At 53.0% G+C, this 18,951-nt stretch carries 8 protein-coding genes and 1 other RNA gene; 5 read left to right on the top strand and 4 right to left on the bottom strand.

What is annotated here, in order from left to right; all coding sequences use genetic code 11:
• Positions 1-18 precede the first annotated feature (18 nt).
• Positions 19-1,488, top strand: a complete 1,470-nt coding sequence (locus AC3ISQ_RS10105; protein WP_489352825.1) for an MltF family protein — start codon at positions 19-21, stop codon at positions 1,486-1,488.
• Here the strand turns inward: AC3ISQ_RS10105 and menI are convergent.
• Entirely contained in the window at positions 1,469-1,885 is a 417-nt protein-coding gene (gene menI, locus AC3ISQ_RS10100) for a 1,4-dihydroxy-2-naphthoyl-CoA hydrolase (RefSeq protein WP_489352823.1), read from the bottom strand. The two genes, AC3ISQ_RS10105 and menI, sit on opposite strands and share 20 nt — an antisense overlap.
• Entirely contained in the window at positions 1,882-4,938 is a 3,057-nt protein-coding gene (gene ydiJ, locus AC3ISQ_RS10095) for a D-2-hydroxyglutarate dehydrogenase YdiJ (RefSeq protein WP_489352822.1), read from the bottom strand. The genes menI and ydiJ overlap by 4 nt, the downstream gene beginning before the upstream one ends.
• 198 nt (positions 4,939-5,136) lie before the next feature.
• Between ydiJ and AC3ISQ_RS10090 the strand changes: the two genes are divergently transcribed.
• From AC3ISQ_RS10090 to rprA, 3 genes are all read left to right on the top strand, one after another.
• Positions 5,137-5,736 carry a lipid-binding SYLF domain-containing protein gene (locus AC3ISQ_RS10090; protein WP_489352820.1) on the top strand — a complete coding sequence of 200 codons (600 nt, stop codon included), beginning with the start codon at positions 5,137-5,139 and terminating at the stop codon, positions 5,734-5,736.
• A 97-nt stretch (positions 5,737-5,833) separates the two neighbouring features.
• Positions 5,834-6,928, top strand: coding sequence for an AI-2E family transporter YdiK (ydiK, locus tag AC3ISQ_RS10085; protein ID WP_489352818.1), 1,095 nt, complete (start codon positions 5,834-5,836; stop codon positions 6,926-6,928).
• 159 nt (positions 6,929-7,087) lie between these two features.
• Positions 7,088-7,193, top strand: an RNA gene (gene rprA, locus AC3ISQ_RS10080) — antisense sRNA RprA.
• Between the two features lie 81 nt (positions 7,194-7,274).
• On the opposite strand, the gene ppsA is transcribed toward rprA, so the two are convergent.
• A complete protein-coding gene (ppsA, locus tag AC3ISQ_RS10075) occupies positions 7,275-9,653 on the bottom strand; it encodes a phosphoenolpyruvate synthase (protein ID WP_489352816.1) in 2,379 nt (792 codons plus the stop codon).
• A 471-nt stretch (positions 9,654-10,124) separates the two neighbouring features.
• On the opposite strand from ppsA, the gene ppsR reads away from it, so the two are divergent.
• The gene (ppsR, locus tag AC3ISQ_RS10070; RefSeq protein WP_489352815.1) at positions 10,125-10,946 is read left to right on the top strand and encodes a posphoenolpyruvate synthetase regulatory kinase/phosphorylase PpsR; all 822 of its coding nucleotides are present in this window, start codon (positions 10,125-10,127) and stop codon (positions 10,944-10,946) included.
• Positions 10,947-11,033: 87 nt separating this feature from the next.
• Here the strand turns inward: ppsR and AC3ISQ_RS10065 are convergent, their stop codons facing one another.
• On the bottom strand, positions 11,034-18,755 hold the full coding sequence (locus tag AC3ISQ_RS10065) for an Ig-like domain-containing protein (RefSeq protein WP_489352813.1): 7,722 nt from the start codon (positions 18,753-18,755) through the stop codon (positions 11,034-11,036).
• Positions 18,756-18,951: the final 196 nt, after the last annotated feature.

Here is an 18,951-nt window from a genome sequence, read left to right as displayed (position 1 = left end):
CACCCTGCGGGGGTGGTTATGCCTTGGTATCGCTATAGTCTGCCGCTGGCATTATGCTGGCTATTATTCTCACCTGCCCTAGCCGAAACCGAGCCTCCGCTGACATTGCATACCAGCGTGCAAGTTCGCCTTGGCGATCTGGACATGATGCAAAAGCGGCGCGTCGTCCGGGTATTGGTGCCCTACAGCAAAACTTTCTATTTTCTCGATGCCAACACCACCCAGCGCGGGGTGATGTACGACATGATGCAAGAGTTCGGCAAACAGCTGAATAAAGGCATCAAGAGCCCGGCAGAAAAAATCCATCTGCTGTTTATCCCCACCGCACGCGATCGCCTAATCCCCGAACTGGTCGCTGGCCGGGGCGATGTAATTGCCGCCGATCTCACCATCACACCCGAACGCGCAAAACTGGTGGACTTCAGCACCCCACTGGCGAGTGGCGTGCATGAGGTACTGGTGCGTCACAATAAAGCGCCAGACATCACCGCGTTATCCGATCTCAGTGGCAAGAAAGTGTTTGTTAACCCCTCCACCAGCTACTATCAAAGCCTACAACAGCTCAACCTAACGTTAGCGCAAGAGCACCATCCTGCAGTGTTGATACAAAGTGCACCGGGTAACTTCGAGCCGGAAGACGTGCTGGAAATGCTCAATGCCGGTTTGGTGCAATACAGCGTGGTTGATCGCTACCTAGCGCAATTCTGGGGACAAATATTCCCGAATATCGTGATAGAGCCAAAACTGTTTTTACGTGACAACGGCGAGATCGCACTCGCAATGCGTAAAGACTCACCATTACTGAAAACACAGCTCGATGCATTTTGTGAAAAACATCAAATTGGCAGTAAATTCGGCAATATCCAGTTGAAGAAATACCTGAAAAGCACCCAATGGGTGAAAAACGCCACCAGCGACGTCGAATTGAAAAAATTTATCCAAGTGCGAGATCTGTTCCAAAAATACAGCGACCAATACAATATCGATTGGTTGTTGATGGTGGCGCAGGGTTATCAGGAATCACGTCTTAACCAGAAAGTTCGCAGTAAAGTGGGCGCTATCGGCGTGATGCAGGTGATGCCAGCCACCGGGCGTGAACTGAACGTCGGCGACGTACGCCAACTCGACCCTAATATCAATGCTGGGGTGAAATATATCCGTTTTATGGTCGACCGCTATTTTGCCAACGAACCGATGACCAATCTGAATAAACTGCTGTTCACCTTCGCCGCCTATAACGCCGGGCCGCGCCGAATCGCGCAGTTACGCAATGAGGCAGAAAAACAGGGGTTGGATAGAAACGTCTGGTTTAATAACGTGGAACGCGTGGCCGCCGCACGTATCGGGCGCGAAACGGTACAATACGTCAGCAATATCTACAAATACTACGTGGCTTATACGTTGATACAGCAACAGAACGAGCAGAAACAAAAAGACCTGCGGACAGATGCACCCGCAGGCCCAGCGGTTATTCAATCACCGCAGTAGTCAGTCGGGAGGTACAGCACAGGCGGTCTTTTTCGTCGAAAATTTCGATCTGCCAGACCTGATGACGACGCCCCGCGTGCAGTGCGCGGCACACACCGCGCACTTCGCCCTCGAACACCGCTCGTAAGTGGTTGGCGTTAATTTCTAACCCAACCACTTTCTGCTCTCCTTCGGTGCACAAAAACCCCGCCATCGAGCCCAAAGACTCCGCTAGAACCACCGAGGCACCGCCGTGTAACAGGCCAAATGGTTGCTTGGTGCGGTGATCTACCGGCATGGTGGCCTCGAGAGAATCATCCGCCAATTTGGTGAACTTAATGCCGACATGACCGACCATGCAGTCTGCATTTTTGCTATTCAATTGTTCTAGTGTTGCCTCACGTTTCCACAGCTTCACGCAATCATCTCCAAAAGTGCCTGTAATGGATGCCGCACACCGTTACCTTCAATTCGTTTCACCTGGCTGCGGCAAGAATAGCCGGTTGCCAAGCAACGTTGTTGGGGCAAACGTTGCAGCGCCTGTTGCCATGATAGTTGATAAATACCCAGTGAGTTGTGCAAGTTTTTAGTTTCGTGACCGTAAGTGCCTGCCATGCCACAACAACCAACACTGACGTTCTCCAACTTGGCACCAAAACGCGCGAAGATTGCCGCCCATTGTTGCCCGCTGGCCGGTAGCGCGGTGGTCTCGGTGCAGTGACCAAACAGATACCAAGGCTCGTCGCTAGTTTCTTGTTCTGCACGTTCGGCGACTAATTTCTGTAACCATTCATGCACTAACTGAACTTGGAAATCACCACGGCTATCACCGAGGATCTCTTGATATTCATCGCGATAACACAGCACCAATGCTGGATCGACACCGACCAGTGGCATTCCCAACTGCGCCACGCGATTAAGTACATCGGCAGTTTTTCGTGCCGTTTTGGCAAAGCGCGTCAAGAACCCTTTGATATGTTGCGCCTTACCATTCGGCGAGAACGGCAACAGCACCGGTTTATAGCCGAGTTTTTCCACCAGTTTGACGAAATCCGCCACCACTTTGGCATCGTAATAACTGGTGAACGGATCTTGCACGATCAGTACATGCTGCTCGCGTTGCTGTGGATTCAGCGCTTCCAGTTGCTCCAGCGTCATATTTAACGCCGCATGGCCGGAAAGTTGCTGGCGCAACGTCGGGCTGGACAGTAATGGCAGATCAACCATGCCGATGGTGCTGCGACTCAGTTTTTGCACCAACGGTTGCTTGAAGAAGAAGTTAAACACTTGCGGCGCTTTCGCCATCAATGGCGTATAACTTTCGACACCAGCGACCATATAGTCACGTGCCGGACGCAAATAGCGAGTGTGATAAAGCTGCAAGAAGCGCGAACGGAAGCCCGGCACATCAATTTTGATCGGGCACTGCGTCGAACAGGCTTTACAGGCCAAACAGCCCGACATCGCCTCTTTCACTTCATGGGAGAAATCGTATTGCCCTTGGCTGGCTTGCCAGCTATTGCGTGTTCTCTCGATAAGCCCCCGCAAACTCGGGCGCTGCTGCGCCAAACCTTTCTCTAACGCCAGCGGATCAACGCCCTGCTCCGACAGCAAACGCAGCCATTCACGCACCAGAGCCGCACGGCCTTTTGGCGAGTGGATCCGATTGCCGCTGATTTTCATCGACGGACACATCGGGCTGCGCACATCAAAATTAAAGCACAAACCGTTGCCGTTACACTCCATCGCGCCACGGAATGCGCTGCGTGTTTCAATTGGAATCTGCCGGTCGAAAGTGCCGCGTTTGACCGCATCCACCTGCATCATCGGCGCATCCACGCCCAGCGGCGGGCAAATTTTGCCTGGGTTTAAACGGTTATCGGGATCGAACGCCGCTTTAATACGACGCAATTCTTCATACAACGTCTCGCCAAAAAACGCCGGGCTGTATTCGGCACGGAAGCCTTTGCCGTGCTCGCCCCACAGCAAGCCGCCGTATTTGGCCGTCAGCGCCACTACTTGATCGGAGATTTTCTTCATCAGCACTTCTTGCTGCGGATCGCACATATCCAGCGCCGGACGCACGTGCAACACACCAGCATCCACATGACCAAACATGCCGTAGCTCAGGTTGTGGCTGTCCAGCAACTGGCGGAACTCGACGATGTAATCTGCCAAATGTTGCGGCGGAACGCAGGTATCTTCCGCGAATGGGATCGGTTTGGCCTGCCCTTTGGCGTTACCCAATAAGCCCACCGCTTTCTTGCGCATATTGTAGATACGTTCGATACCGCTGAGATCGCTACAAATTTGGTAGCCAATCACCCCACCTTGCTGCTCGCCTATCAATTCATCCAACCGTTGGCAAAGCGCACTCATCTGCTGTTCGATCAACGCGAGGTCGTCACCGGCAAATTCAACGATATTCAGACCGAGCATTTCTTTGTCCGGCACGTTGGTGATCAACTCATTGACCGAGTGCCAGACGATATCCTCACGCGCCAGATTCAATACTTTGGAATCGATGGTTTCTACTGACAGCGCCTTGGCCGCCACCATAAACGGCGCATTGCGCAATGCAGAATCGAAAGAGTCATATTTGACGTTGACCAAACGGCGCACCTTCGGCAACGGTGTGATGTCCAACCGCGCTTCGGTGATAAACGCCAGCGTGCCTTCGGCACCCGTCAGAATACGTGTGAGATCGAAGGTGTGTAGATCGTCACTCAACACATGGCGTAGATCGTAGCCAGTCAGGAAGCGGTTGAGTGTAGGGAATTTTTCCACAATCAGCGCGCGTTGCTCACGACAACGGTTCAGCACCGTATGGTAAATACGCCCTTCGGCGCTATTTTCCTGAGCAATCGTTTCCGCTACTGCCGTCGGCATAGCGCGGGTATCCAGCAGCTCACCCCCCAGTAATACGGCGCGTAAACCCAGCACGTGATCCGAGGTTTTGCCATAGACCAACGATCCTTGGCCGGAAGCGTCGGTGTTAATCATCCCACCCAACGTAGCGCGGTTACTGGTGGATAACTCTGGCGAGAAGAAATAACCGAACGGTTTTAGGTACTGATTGAGCTGGTCTTTAATCACCCCGGCTTCTACCCGCACCCAACCCTGCTCGACGTTGATCTCCAGAATACGATTCATATGGCGAGACATGTCCACCACGATACCGTTATTCAACGCCTGTCCGTTGGTGCCAGTGCCGCCACCACGTGGGCTAAATACCAACGATTTGAAACGTTCTTCCCCCGCCAATCGGGCGATTAACGCCACATCGGCGGTTGAACGCGGGAATACCACCGCGTCAGGTAAAAGCTGATAGATGCTGTTATCCGTCGCCATCGTCAGACGGTCGGCATAACTGGTGGCGGTATCGCCGTTAAAACCGTTTTGCTTCAGTGCTTCCAAAAAGTCGAGCACCGCTTGAGTCACGCCGGGTGCCTGGGAAATCTGTGGGATCATGCGTTTTATTGAGCCTGTCTGTCTCGTTTTTATTGATTCAGGTCTACTGTCAGACCTACCCCTATTTATCGTTATTCTTAAAAACTAACATACTTCGATTCGGCAGATAACTACTTAATGCTAAGCCACTGATAAAGGCTTAAACTACCTTAGCAAACAGCTAATTATTCTAATTTTCACCTTTTTGAGGTAACAAAATTGAACGCTAAAAAAATAATGGTCGCTTTGGCGATCGTACTGGCTGTTGGTTGTAGCGCTAAAGGCGATACTGCCAGCCAACAAAGAAATAGCATCCAACAAATGCGCGAGACAACACTGACTCAGTTGTATAAAACCAACCCAGAAGTACGCAATGAGATCGCCCATTCAGTCGGTTATGCCGTATTTTCCAATAGCAGCAGCAAGATTTTTGTCGTCGGTATCGGTAGCGGTTATGGCGTAGTTAAAGACCTGAAAAGCGGCAAATATACCTACATGAAAATGGCACAAGCTGGAGCCGGTTTAGGTATTGGCGTTAAAGAGCTGAAAAGAGTGATGGTGTTCCACGATCGCACAGCGATGAACAACTTCATTAAAGATGGCTTCGTGGTCGGTGCCGATGCGAATGCAGCAGCAAAATATGACGACCAAGGTCTTGCGCCAGTAGGGGCAACCGCCAGTGCCGTCGCCCCTTCTGAAGAAATGCTGAAAACGCTGAAAACCAAGGTCAGCGTTTATGAAATCACCGAAAAAGGCTTGGCAGTACAAGCCATGCTGAATGGCTCTAAATATTGGCCAGATGACGAACTGAATAAATAATTCATCTACTTTTTACCTGCGCACAGTAAAAATGTGCGCAGGACTGCGAACTATATGCATAATAACCCACTCGAATCCAAGAAATGAGAACCTGCATATGTCTCAACCGCAGTTCAGATACGACCTGCCAAAAATAATCTTTGGCGTATTAATTATCGCCATCTTGATCGCCGCCTGTTTCTGGGTAGTTCAACCTTTTATTCTCGGTTTCGCTTGGGCCAGCATGGTGGTCATCGCCACTTGGCCAGTGCTGAAGAAATTGCAAAAACTATTTTGGGGCCGCCGTTCATTGGCAGTGATCGTGATGACGATTTTGCTGATCCTGCTGTTTGTATTACCGATTTCCTTATTGATCAACAGCCTAGTCGATAATAGTGGGCCGGTAATCGCCTGGGCCAAAGAGCCGGGTAAATTCCATATTCCCGATATGGCTTGGTTGCAATCCGTCCCGATGATTGGCGAGAAGTTATACAACGGCTTCCATACGCTGATTAATACCGGCGGCGCGGCGCTGATTGCCAAAATTCAACCTTATCTTGGACAAACGGCGACTTGGTTTGTCTCGCAAGCCGCACATATTGGCCGCTTCCTGTTGCACTGTGCTTTGATGTTGTTATTCAGTGCATTGCTGTATGCACGCGGTGAACAGTTGGCTATGGGCATTCGCCATTTCGCCATTCGTTTGGCGGCTGAACGTGGCGATGCAGCGGTCATTCTGGCCGGTCAGGCGATCCGCGCCGTCGCGCTCGGTGTGGTGGTGACTGCGCTGGTGCAGTCAGTACTTGGCGGTATCGGTTTGGCGGTGGCTGGTATTCCCGCGGCAACGCTGTTAACGGTATTGATGTTCATCTGCTGCGTTGCCCAATTGGGGCCGTTGCTGGTGCTGATACCGGCAATTATCTGGCTGTATTGGACCGGTGATAGCACCTTTGGTACGGTGCTGTTGGTGTGGAGTGCGGTGGTCGGTACGCTAGATAACGTCCTACGCCCTGCTTTGATCCGCATGGGTGCGGATCTACCGATGATCCTCATTCTCTCTGGCGTTATCGGTGGGCTATTGGCCTTCGGCATGATTGGTCTGTTTATCGGCCCGGTGGTTCTGGCGGTTTCTTATCGTTTGGTCAGCGCTTGGGTAGCCGAAGCTCCAGCACCGACGACGAATACTGATTTGGTCAAAACCAGTAAAGAGTAACAATAAGCCTTTCCCCAACAACGGCGCTCAATTAAATGAGCGCCGTTTTATTTTACCCGTCATTAAAAAGTAATAAAAATAAGCTTAACCCACTGAATTGATTAAGACGAATCCTAATGACTCACTGAACGAAAATATCTAGTATGGTTGCCATACTTTGCTTTAATAGACTGATTTAAAGCAAGTTTACCCAAATATGTAATGCCATACATGTGAATTGCTGTGTGTAGTCTTTGCCCATCTCCTATGATGGGCTTTTTTTTATCTGTAATTTATCATTCTAAAATATAAAAAAACCGCAACCTATTACGATTGCGGTTTTTAACATTAAGCGGTCAGTGGAATATTACTTTTTCTTCGACAAATTAATCCAAGTTTGCACCACGGTATCAGGGTTAAGAGACAGACTATCAATCCCTTCATCCATCAGCCATTCGGCAAAGTCTTCGTGATCCGATGGGCCTTGGCCGCAAATACCGACGTATTTTCCGTGACGTTTTGCTGCCTGAATCGCCATAGAAAGCAACGCTTTCACCGCCGGGTTGCGCTCATCAAACAGTTCAGACACCACACCAGAATCGCGATCCAGCCCTAAGGTCAGTTGCGTCATGTCGTTGGAGCCAATAGAGAAGCCGTCGAAATGTTCCAAGAACTGGTCAGCCAATAAGGCGTTCGATGGGATCTCGCACATCATGATCACTTTCAGGCCATTCTCACCGCGTTTCAGCCCCTGCTTCGCCAACTCTGCCACCACTGCTTCCGCCTGCGCCACGGTACGTACGAACGGCACCATGATTTCGACGTTGGTTAGCCCCATTTCGTTACGCACGCGTTTTACCGCATCACATTCCAACGCGAAACAATCGCGGAAGCTATCCGCCACATAACGACCGGCACCACGGAAACCCAGCATAGGGTTTTCTTCGTGCGGCTCGTACTTGTCACCACCGACCAAGTTGGCATATTCGTTGGATTTAAAGTCTGACAAACGCACAATCACCCGCTTCGGATAGAATGCGGCACCCAGCGTCGCGATCCCTTCGGTCAAACGACCGACGTAGAACTCAACCGGATGGTCATAACCTTGCATCAGCGCTTTGATCTCGCTTTGCAGCTCAGGTGTTTGCTGATCAAACTCCAGCAATGCGCGTGGATGCACGCCGATCATACGGTTGATGATGAACTCCAAACGCGCCAAACCGACGCCTTCATTCGGCAAACGCGCGAAATCAAAAGCACGATCCGGGTTACCGACGTTCATCATGATCTTCAGCGGCAATTCCGGCAGTTCGGTCACTTCTGAACTCTGCACGCTGAAATCCAGCATGTCGCTATACACGAAACCGGTATCCCCTTCGGCGCAGGAAACAGTAACCTTCTGACCGTCTTTCAGCACGTCGGTCGCGTGACCACAACCCACAACAGCAGGAATACCCAATTCACGGGCGATAATCGCCGCATGACAGGTACGACCGCCGCGGTTAGTCACAATCGCCGCCGCTTTCTTCATGATCGGTTCCCAATCTGGATCGGTCATGTCAGTAACTAGCACGTCACCCGGCTGAATGCGATCCATCTCGCTGATGTCGTGAATGACTTTCACCGGGCCCGCGCCGATGCGATGACCGATAGCACGGCCTTCGATCAACACTGGACTATTGCCATTCAACTGGTAGCGTTCCATCACCTGCTCGTTTGAGCGCACGGTTTCCGGACGCGCCTGTACGATCAGCAGTTTGCCAGTGTGACCGTCTTTCGCCCACTCGATGTCCATCGGGCGGCCGTAGTGTTTTTCAATCAGCATGGCTTGGTGCGCTAACGCTTGCACTTCGTCATCGGTGAGAGAGAAACGATTGCGTAGCTCTTCTGGCACATCTTCAATACGGACTTGCTTACCGTGATCCTGCGAAGGTGCGTATACCATGCGGATTTTTTTCGAGCCTAGGTTACGGCGCACAATCGCCGGTTTACCTTTCAGCAAGGTCGGCTTGTGCACGTAAAATTCATCCGGGTTCACCGCGCCCTGCACCACCATTTCACCCAAGCCATACGCAGCAGTGATAAACACCACTTGGTCAAAGCCAGATTCGGTATCGATGGTGAACATCACGCCAGAAGAAGCCAGATCCGAGCGCACCATGCGCTGTACACCGGCAGACAACGCCACACCGCGGTGATCGTAACCCTGATGCACGCGGTAAGAAATCGCGCGGTCGTTAAACAAGGAGGCGAACACGTGCTTAATCGCCACCATCACAGCGTCGATACCCTGCACGTTAAGGAAGGTTTCTTGCTGCCCGGCGAACGACGCGTCCGGCATATCTTCGGCCGTGGCGGAAGAACGCACGGCGAATGAAGCTTCTGGCTCGCCATCGGCTAATTGTTGGTACGCCAATGTGATTTCACGCTCGAATTCCGCATGGAATGGCGTGTCGATGACCCATTGACGGATTTGTGCACCAGCTTTCGCCAGTTGAGCAATGTCATCAACGTCAGTGTGATCCAGTAACTGATAGATGCGCTGGTTGACACCGCTTTGCTCAAGAAAATCATTAAACGCTTGCGCGGTGGTGGCAAACCCATTTGGCACGGCAACGCCCAAATCGGAAAGATTGGTAATCATTTCACCGAGGGAGGCATTTTTGCCACCGACACGGTCAACGTCGTGCATGCCAAGCTGGTTGTACCAAAGCACATTACGCAAGTCTGGGCCATTGTTGGACATCGAGACAATCCTTATTGCTATCAGTAGGGTATAGACGGATTTAATTCGAAGCACCGTTTAACGGAGCGAAACCAGCCTAGCACAGACAACCATAGAAATAGGAAAGGTGAATCGATCAAGCTAGTGAAGAAATTACCTTTTAAGAGGATTACCTAAAGGGGGATTTTTTACTGCAACCGCGCCCAACAGCGCTAAAAGTTTTAAATTCAACAAATTACGTAATTTTTAAACTTTAAATTAAGAAACAACAGTAATTATCAGGTTAATGAGCAAAATGACGGCAAACTGCATGATAAAACATCGGTGCTATTTGAACGGCTTACTTCATAAAAATTAAAACCGTATTTCATTTGAATAATCTTATTCGTCATGGGCTTCGATCTTTGCGTCATCACAAAATTTTCGCCCCGCGCTATACCATTTAACCGTTTATAGCTCATTATGATCGGCGAATTAGCCAAGGAGCCTACAGTGGAAAGAAGCGTCTTTTATATTTCGGATGGTACGGCGATCACCGCCGAAGTGCTCGGTCATGCCGTGTTGTCACAGTTTCCGGTGAAAGCCACCACCTTTACGCTCCCCTTTGTGGAAACCGAAGCGCGAGCGCGGGCAGTTTGCCAACAAATTAATGAGATCTACCAAAACACGGGTGTACGCCCATTGGTGTTCTATTCGATCATTTCGCCGGAAGTCCGCGATGTGATCATGCAAAGCGAAGGCTTTTGTCAGGACATCGTGCAGGCATTGGTTGGCCCATTACAGGGCGAATTAAACGTTGAACCGACGCCAATCCCCAATCGCACTCACGGTTTGACTGCCAACAATATGGGTAAATACGACGCCCGTATCGCCGCCATTGACTACACATTGGCGCACGATGATGGCATTTCGCTGCGTAATCTTGATCAAGCACAGGTGATTTTGCTCGGTGTATCACGCTGCGGCAAAACCCCTACCAGCCTGTATTTAGCCATGCAATTTGGGATTCGTGCCGCCAACTATCCGTTTACTGCCGACGATATGGACAACCTGCATTTACCGGCGGCGCTGAAACCGTTTCAGCACAAGCTGTTCGGGCTGACCATCAACCCAGAGCGATTGGCCGCTATCCGCGAAGAACGCCGGGAGAACAGCCGTTACGCTTCGTTGCGCCAATGCCGTATGGAGATTGCCGAAGTCGAAGCCTTGTTCCGAAAAAACCAGATTCGTTATCTGAACAGCACCAATTATTCTGTAGAGGAAATCTCTACCAAGATCCTCGACATTCTCGGTATGAGCCGCCGTATGTTCTGATCGCAAGCATAAAACGAAAAAATGCCAGTCAGGGTTAACTGACTGGCATTAGCATTTTCATATCACTTCAGGGCGGTATGATTTCCGTTATTTCACACAGATGTAGCTGGCTCCAGTACCTGGCTGAATCCCAGTAATTCCATTAATAGAGTTTATATCTGCCTGATATCGACTCCATTCTCCTGCCAAGCCATAACCCACGTTAGCAAACTCACCAGGTACACTCATTGTGGCAATATCTCCCCGTCCTGCACCAAAATCAGCCACATCGGCTCTTCGCAGTAACCGGCCACCACCATGCGCTGCACAATAATTTGCCGCCGTCGTCTCAACATTGCTTGGATAATCGACGCGCATCGTCCAATAAAGCTTACCGTTAACAGAAAGCAGCGCACGAACTGGAATATCTTGATTTTTACTTCCGCTTCCCGCTTGAGCCGTCACGGTTGCGGTGATATTAGCGGTGCCGGTATGAGTAATACCATTCAACTCAGCACGAGCCTTTCCATCCACTCCCGTTTGTGATTCAGCAACACTCATGGTTGACAGTGTGGTACTCCAGTTCACCGTAAAGTCAGGGATCAGGTTGCCATTCGCATCGGTGACAGTCGCGGTAAGAAGTGCATTTTCCGTGCCCGTCCCGGTGATTCTCGTCCGGTCAGAGACCAGTTCATTAACATGAGCGGTCGCCAAGTCTGGAATAAAGTTCACCACTTCTGCCGATGTACCCACGTCATTTACCGTCGCAGTCACCGTGGCCACGCCCACTAAGGTATCGCTCAGCGTGATGGTTGCCACGCCATTTTCGTCTGTCGTGCTGTTGGCGCCGCTCAGGTTGCCCTTGCTGGTTGTCCAGGCCACCACATAGTTCGGCACCACATTGCCTTTCGCATCTTTCACCAGCGCGGTATAGGTTGCCTTATCGGTGTTGTCCGCCACTACCGTGGTTTTATCCACCTGCAGATTACCCGCACCAATCTGCGCCGTACTCTCGTCCGCCGTAAAGGTCACTGCATCAGCAACTACCGTGCTGCGGTTGCCCGGACGCGCCGAGACCAAGGCCGGGCCCGCCGTCGTAGAGGTCAAGGTGATGGTCGCTTCACCATTAGCATCCGTTATGCTGCTCGCTCCGCTCAGGTTACCCAGGTCGCTCTCCCAGTTCACCGGAAGTTCAGAGACACGGTTACCGTGGGCATCCGTCACAATCGCGGTATAGGTGATCGCTGCCGTACCATTAGCCACCGCGGTGGGTTTATCCGCCGTCAGGTCACCCGCACCAATTTGCGCCGAGCTAGCATCGGCAGTAAAGATCACCACGCTGGCCGTAGCCGTGTTGCTGCCGACAGTCGCCGTCACCACTGCGTTGCCTGCCTCTGTCGAGTTCAGCGTGATGGTCGCTTTACCGTCCGTATTCGTGATGCTGGTCGTCTCGCTCAGATTCCCCAGACTGGTTCCCCAGTTAACGGTCAGGCTCGGTACCACGTTGCCGTTCACATCTTTCACGATGGCGGTATAGGTGATCAGTGCCACACCGTCTGCCACCGTGGTGTCTTTATCTGCCGTCAGATCACCCGCGCCAATCTGCGCCGAACTGGCATCAGCGGTAAAGGTGACGGAGTCGGCGGAGACCACCGAGCCACTGCCCGGTTGCGCAGTGATAATCGCCGGTCCTGCCACCATCGATCTCAGCGTAATGCGGGCTTCACCGTTAGCATTGGTCATGCTGGTCGGTCCGCTCAGGTTGCCAAAATCAGCGACCCAGGTCACCGTCAGACTCGGTACCGGGTTACCTTTGGCATCCTTCACAATGGCAGTATAGGTGATCAGCGCCACACCATTAGCCACTGCGGTATGTGTATCGGCTGTCAGGTCGCCACTACCAATCTGCGCCGAGCTGGCGTCTGCGGTAAAGATCACCGCGCTGGCCGTTGCTGAGTTGCTGCCAACGGTCGCCGTGACCACTGCGTTACCCGCCTCTGTCGAGCTCAGCGTAATAGTCGCTTCACCATTGCTATTGGTATTGCTGGTTGTGCCACTCAGGTTACCTAAGTCGGTTCCCCAGTTGACAGTCAGACTCGGTACCACATTACCCTGCGCATCTTTCACGATGGCGGTATAGGTGATCAGTGCCACACCGTCAGCCACCGCAGTGTCTTTATCTGCCGTCAGGTCACCACTACCAATCTGTGCCGAGCTGCTGTCGGCGGTAAAAGTGACTGTGCTGGCAGACACCGTGCTACCGTTGCCCGGTTTCGCGGTCACGATGGCAGTACCCGCGACCATCGAGCTCAAGGTGATGGTCGCTTTACCGTCAGTGTTTGTGGTGCTAGAGGTACCGTTCAGGTTGCCCAAATCCGTATCCCAGGTAACCGTCATACCAGAAATCACGTTACCATTGGCATCTTTCACCATAGCGGTATAGGTCACAACGTCGGTGCCGTTAGCCACCGCGTTGTTTTTATCTACCGTCAGATCGCCATTGCCAATCTGCGCCGAACTGTCATCCGCGTTCAGCGTAACTGGAGGGGCATTGACCGCTGGCTTGCCGTTCACCGCCGCCGTTACCTGCGCCACCCCCGTCAGTGTGCCGGTCAAACGAATGGTGGCTTCACCGCTGGCGTTGGTGATGCTGGTCTGGTCATTCAGGTTACCTAGATCAGTTCCCCAATTCACCGTGATGCCCGATACCAAGTTACTGTTCGCATCTTTCACGATCGCGGTGAAAGTCGCCGTGTCGCTGCTATTCGCAACAATAATGTTTTTATCTACCTTCAGGTCACCGCTGCCAATCTGTGCGCTGGCGGTATCGGCAGTAAAGTTAACTACTGGCGCATTCACTGTTGGTTTCCCGGTCAAGGCCGCGGTCACTTGCGCATCACCAATTTGTGTCGAGGTTAATGTGATGATCGCAGCACCATCAGCACCGGTTACACTGCTGGCGGCACTCAAGTGACCCAGCGAGCTCTGCCAATTCACCACCTGACCGGAGACCGGGTTATCAAGCGCATCTTTTACTACCGCCGTGTAGGTCACAACTTCCGCACCGTTTGCCACCGCGGTCAACTTATCCGCAGTAAGATCATTCGAATCGATGTTACCGGTGCTGGCGTTAGCTTCAAAGGTAACCGTCGGGGCGTTAACCGCCGCGCCACTACCCACTGCCGCGTTAACCTGAACCACGCCAATACGGGTATTAGTCAGAATGATGGTAGCGACACCGTTCTCATCCGTTTGGCTACTGTTGGCACTTAAGTCACCACCGTTGGTGATCCAGTTCACTGTCTGGCCCGCTACCAGGTTACCCTTGGCATCTTTCACCACGGCGCTGTAGGTCACTGGCTCTGTACCGTCGGCCACTGCGGTGGTTTTATCCACGCTGACATCATTGTTACCAATCCGCGCCGAGCTAGCATCAGCGGTAAAGATCACCGCACTGGCGGAGACGGTCATGCCCGTGCCTGGCCGAGCGGTCACGACCGCGTCGCTGGCAACGATTGAGCTCAATTTGACCGTGGCTTCACCTCTGTCGTTCGTCGTGCTGCTGACGTTGCTCAGATCACCGACATCGGTTCCCCAATTAACCAGCAAATCAGGCACCACATTACCATTAGCGTCCTTCACCACGGCGGTGTAGGTGATAACAGCAACGCCGTCAGCTACCGCAGAGGGTTTATCTGCCGTCAGGTCGCCGCTGCCAATCTGCGCCGAGTTGTCATCGGCGGTAAAGGTCACCGCATTGGCGTTTGCCGGACTGCTGTTGCCAGCCGTCGCCGTCACCACTGCGTTACCTGCCGCCATCGAACTCAGTGTGATGGTCGCTTCACCGTTGCTGTTGGTGTTGCTGGTTGTGTTACTCAGGTCACCCAGATTGCTGTCCCAGTTCACTGTCAAGTTTGGTACCCGGTTACCCTTCGCATCTTTCACTATCGCGGTATAGGTGATCAGTTCACTGCCGTTCGCTACCGCAAAGGGTTTATCCGCCGTCAAGTCACCATTGCCAATCTGCGCCGTGCTGTCATCTGCGGTAAAGGTCACCGAGTTGGCAGAGACGATGTTGCCACTGCCCGGTTGCGCCGTCACCACTGCATTCCCCACAACGATGGAATTCAACGTGATGGTCGCTTCGCCGTTATCGTTGGTGGTACTGGTACTCCCGTTCAGCGTGCCGAAGTTGGTCTCCCAGTTCACTGTTATGCCTGAAACCACATTCCCGTTAATATCCTTCACCACCGCGGTATAGGTGATCAGTTCACTGCCGTTCGCCACGGCGGTGGGTTTATCCGCCGTCAAGTCTCCGCTGCCAATCTGCGCCGAGCTATCATCCGCATTCAGCGCCACTGAGGGTGCATTGACCGCTGGCTTAGCATTCACCGCCGCCGTTACCTGTGCCACGCCACTTTGTGTGCCACTCAGACGGACGGTCGCTTCACCGTTGGCGTTGGTGGTGCTGGTCGCGCCACTCAGATGGCCTCGGTCAGTCACCCAATTTACTGTGACGCCCGATACAAGATTACTGTTCGCATCCTTCACCACTGCAGTGAAAATCGCCATGTCACGGTTATTCGCGATGATGGCATTTTTATCGACCGTCAGATCGCTGCCGTCAATCTGGGCACTCGTGCTATCGGCGTTAAAGTTAACCAATGGTGCATTCACCGCCGCGTGACCACTTAATGCTGCCGTCACCTGTGCCTGCCCCGTCTGCGTAGACGTTAGCGTGATAGTGGCCTTACCGTCAGCATTGGTCACACTACTGCCACCGGCCAGACTACCCAATGTGCTTATCCATTCGACCGTTACCCCTTCCAGCAGGTTACCGTTGGCATCTTTCACTATGGCGGTATAGGTCACTACGTCGTTGCCATTGGCTATCGCGCTGGATTTGTCCGCGCTCAGATCGTTGCTGCTGATCCCGCCGCTGCCGGTATCCGCCGTAAAGCTGACCCGTGGCGCGTTAACCGCCGCCCCGCCGCCCAGTGCCAGCGCGCCCTGCACTTGAACCTGACCTACCAAGATATTGGTTAACTTCACCGTAGCCACACCATTAGCGTCAGTGACACTGCTGGTCGCACTCAGGTGGCCACCGTCGGTGGTCCAACTCACCACCTTATTCGGCACCACATTGCCATAGGCATCTTTCACCACCGCGGTATAGATAATCTTGTCGGTGCCATTCGCCACCGCGCTAGTTTTATCCACCGTCAGGTCATTGCTGCTCATCAAGGCACTGGTCGCGTCGGCAATAAAGCTCACTAGCGGGGCGTTCACCGCCTGCTTGCCGCTCAACTCCGCCATCACCTGCGCCTGACCGGCCAGTGTGGAGGTCAATACGATAGTGGCTTTGCCGTCCAGCTCCGTGACGCTACTGTCCGCACTCAGATCACCCTGCGAGGTCTGCCACTGCACGGTTTGCCCCACTAACGGGTTGCCCTTACCATCTTTGACGATGGCGCTGTAAGTCACTAGCTCTGTACCGTTCGCTACTGCAACGGGTTTATCCACCGTCAGGTCGTTCGCACCGATACGTCCGGTGTCGATGTCTGCATCAAAGTTAACGACTGGCGCGTTCACCGCCGCCGCACTGCCAACCGCGCCCTGTACCTGTATCAGACCAGCGACCGTGCTGGTCAACATCACTGTGGCAACGCCATCGGCACCGGTCACGCTGCTGTCGGCGCTCAAGCGTCCTGCATCACTGCGCCATTGCACCGGGATCCCTGCAACCGGATTACCTTTGGCATCTTTCACCGCTGCGCGATAGGTCACACGATCTGTGCCGTTGGCCAGTGCGGTGGTTTTATCGGCGCTCAGGTCATTTTGTGACAAGGAAGCCGTAGTGACATCAGCGATAAACTGCGTGTCTACATTGGCACTGCCACCGTTCGCCGTACGGGCAGAGACAGTGACTTTTTCCGCCACGGTGTCGGTGAACGACAGACTGACATAGCCTTGCGCATCACTGATGGCCGTCAAGCTGCTGCCAGCCGCCACTTGTGCCGCGCCGCTCAGCGTAAAGGTGACGGTCACCCCGGCCACCGGATTGCCAGTCGCATCGGTCACCCGTGCTTGCACGCGGTTGGTGGCGGTGCCGTTGGCAGCCACGTTATCCAACACCAGTTTCAGGTTACCGTCCACAACCACTGCCGAGTCGACATCGCTGATTTGTTTGATTTCGACTGCTTTTAACACCAGCGGCTCCAGCGCGGTGTTCAGCGTCGCCATTGCCGGGCGGGTGCCTGCGGTCAGCGTCAGGGTATACACCCCGTTCCCTTCCTCAGTCACATTGCTGAGCGTGGCCGGTTGTGCCGGTGCCGGGGTAGCCTTAGTTATTTTCGACGTTGATGCTTTGTCCAACGCTTCTTTCAGTGTCACCGTCAATTCAGCGGCCAAACCGGTGACCGGTAAGCCTTCATCATCCAACAGAGTGATAGTGACTGCAGAAGTCGCCGAACCGTTAGCGAGAATGGTTTCTGGCGTGGCAGTAATGGTACTTTTTGCCGCGCTGACTGCCGGGCGACTCACGCTGATCAGCGTAGAGGATGGGTTAGAGGTGTTATTACGGGTATCCACCGCCACACCGCTCAGCGGGTAGCTGTTACTCGCCCCCGCCTGATATTTTGGCAACACCAGTTGATACTTGCCACCGCCCAGACTTTCCACCTTGCCGCCTGCCGCAACCAGCGCTGCATCGTTCCAGTCGATCTTCGACAAACCATATTTGGAGGTCAGTTGATAGCCGATCGGTACCGTCATGCCGCTGGCACCGCTGATTTCTTTCGGCAATCGCAGATCAATCAACTGTTGTTTACGGTATTCGAGGACGATGTTGTTATTACGCTCCACCAGATCCATGCCGCTGCCCGCCAGAGTGCGTTTCAGGTTTACCCCTGCAGGATCGAGTTGGGAGGCCAAGGATTGCCCCAATTGGTAGGTCAATTGCAGACCGAATGCCGTTTCATCTTGGCTGCCACCTTTTTTATGATCGGCGGTCAACGAGACCAGCGGCACCGGGGTATAACTCAGTCCTGCTGTGATGGCATCAGGGTTTTTCTGGCGTCTGTCTTTACCAAACAGCGCCACTTCATCGCCATAATATTTCTCATACATCAGCTTGCCGCCGATGGACGGATAAGCAGGTAGCCAAGCTTCGGCACGCAAGTCAAAACCGTTGGCAGGACGCGCGTCGTAATCTTCCACGTCTACCGAGTTTTTCCAGCCAGACAGGCGGTAATAGCCATTACCGGACAATTTCAGGTAATCACGCCAGGCCTCAAGACCGGTGCCCACGCGTTTGTGGTCACGGCTGAAATTTTGGTCATAGAAGGCGTTATAGCCCAGCATCCAGTCGTTAATAAAGTGACGCTGCCCCAACCCGAAGTTACCGGTGAACTGCCCGTCCTGATTACGAAGACCGTTTTGAGTAAAGAAGAGACGCTGCTCGCTTTTGTACAGCGGGAGCAACAAGTCGACGGCGCCAGTGTGGGGTTTAAAGCGGTCATCGGTACCCAGTTCAACCCGGGCAGTACCGAAGTTTTGCAGCCATTCCTGCACCTGGGCACTGGTGGCACCGGCAGCCTGCTGGCTGAGGTAACCATTGAGGTTACCGGATTGTTGGGCCTGCGCCAGACCGCTGGCATGTTGTGCCGAGCCGCTTAGTAGGCGGTCATCTTGTGCGTTATTGATAGCGGCTTGCACGGTAATCGCCCAGAACGGCGTCAGTGCCACACCAATTTGTATGGCGACCTGCGCCAATACAAAACGGCGCATCCAGCCCTGAGGAGTATCCCGAAGGTCAGTCTTTTTTCTCATTGCATTCTCTCGGTGTTGTCGTCTACATCAGGGACAAATGTCCCTGCAAATGACACTCTCCGCATGGCGCGTTGAGTGGTAAACGGCAAAGCTGAGCGCAACCTGAACCCCCGTAGGGTGACCAGCCCCCGCACGTCCTTGCCAAGAAGTGTGGAGGACTCTAAAGGGAAAAGTCTTAAACCAAAGATGAGTCTTG

The sequence above is a fragment of the Serratia sp. KH_031 genome (genome assembly GCF_057839655.1).
This window is presented reverse-complemented; position numbering and strand designations above follow the sequence as displayed.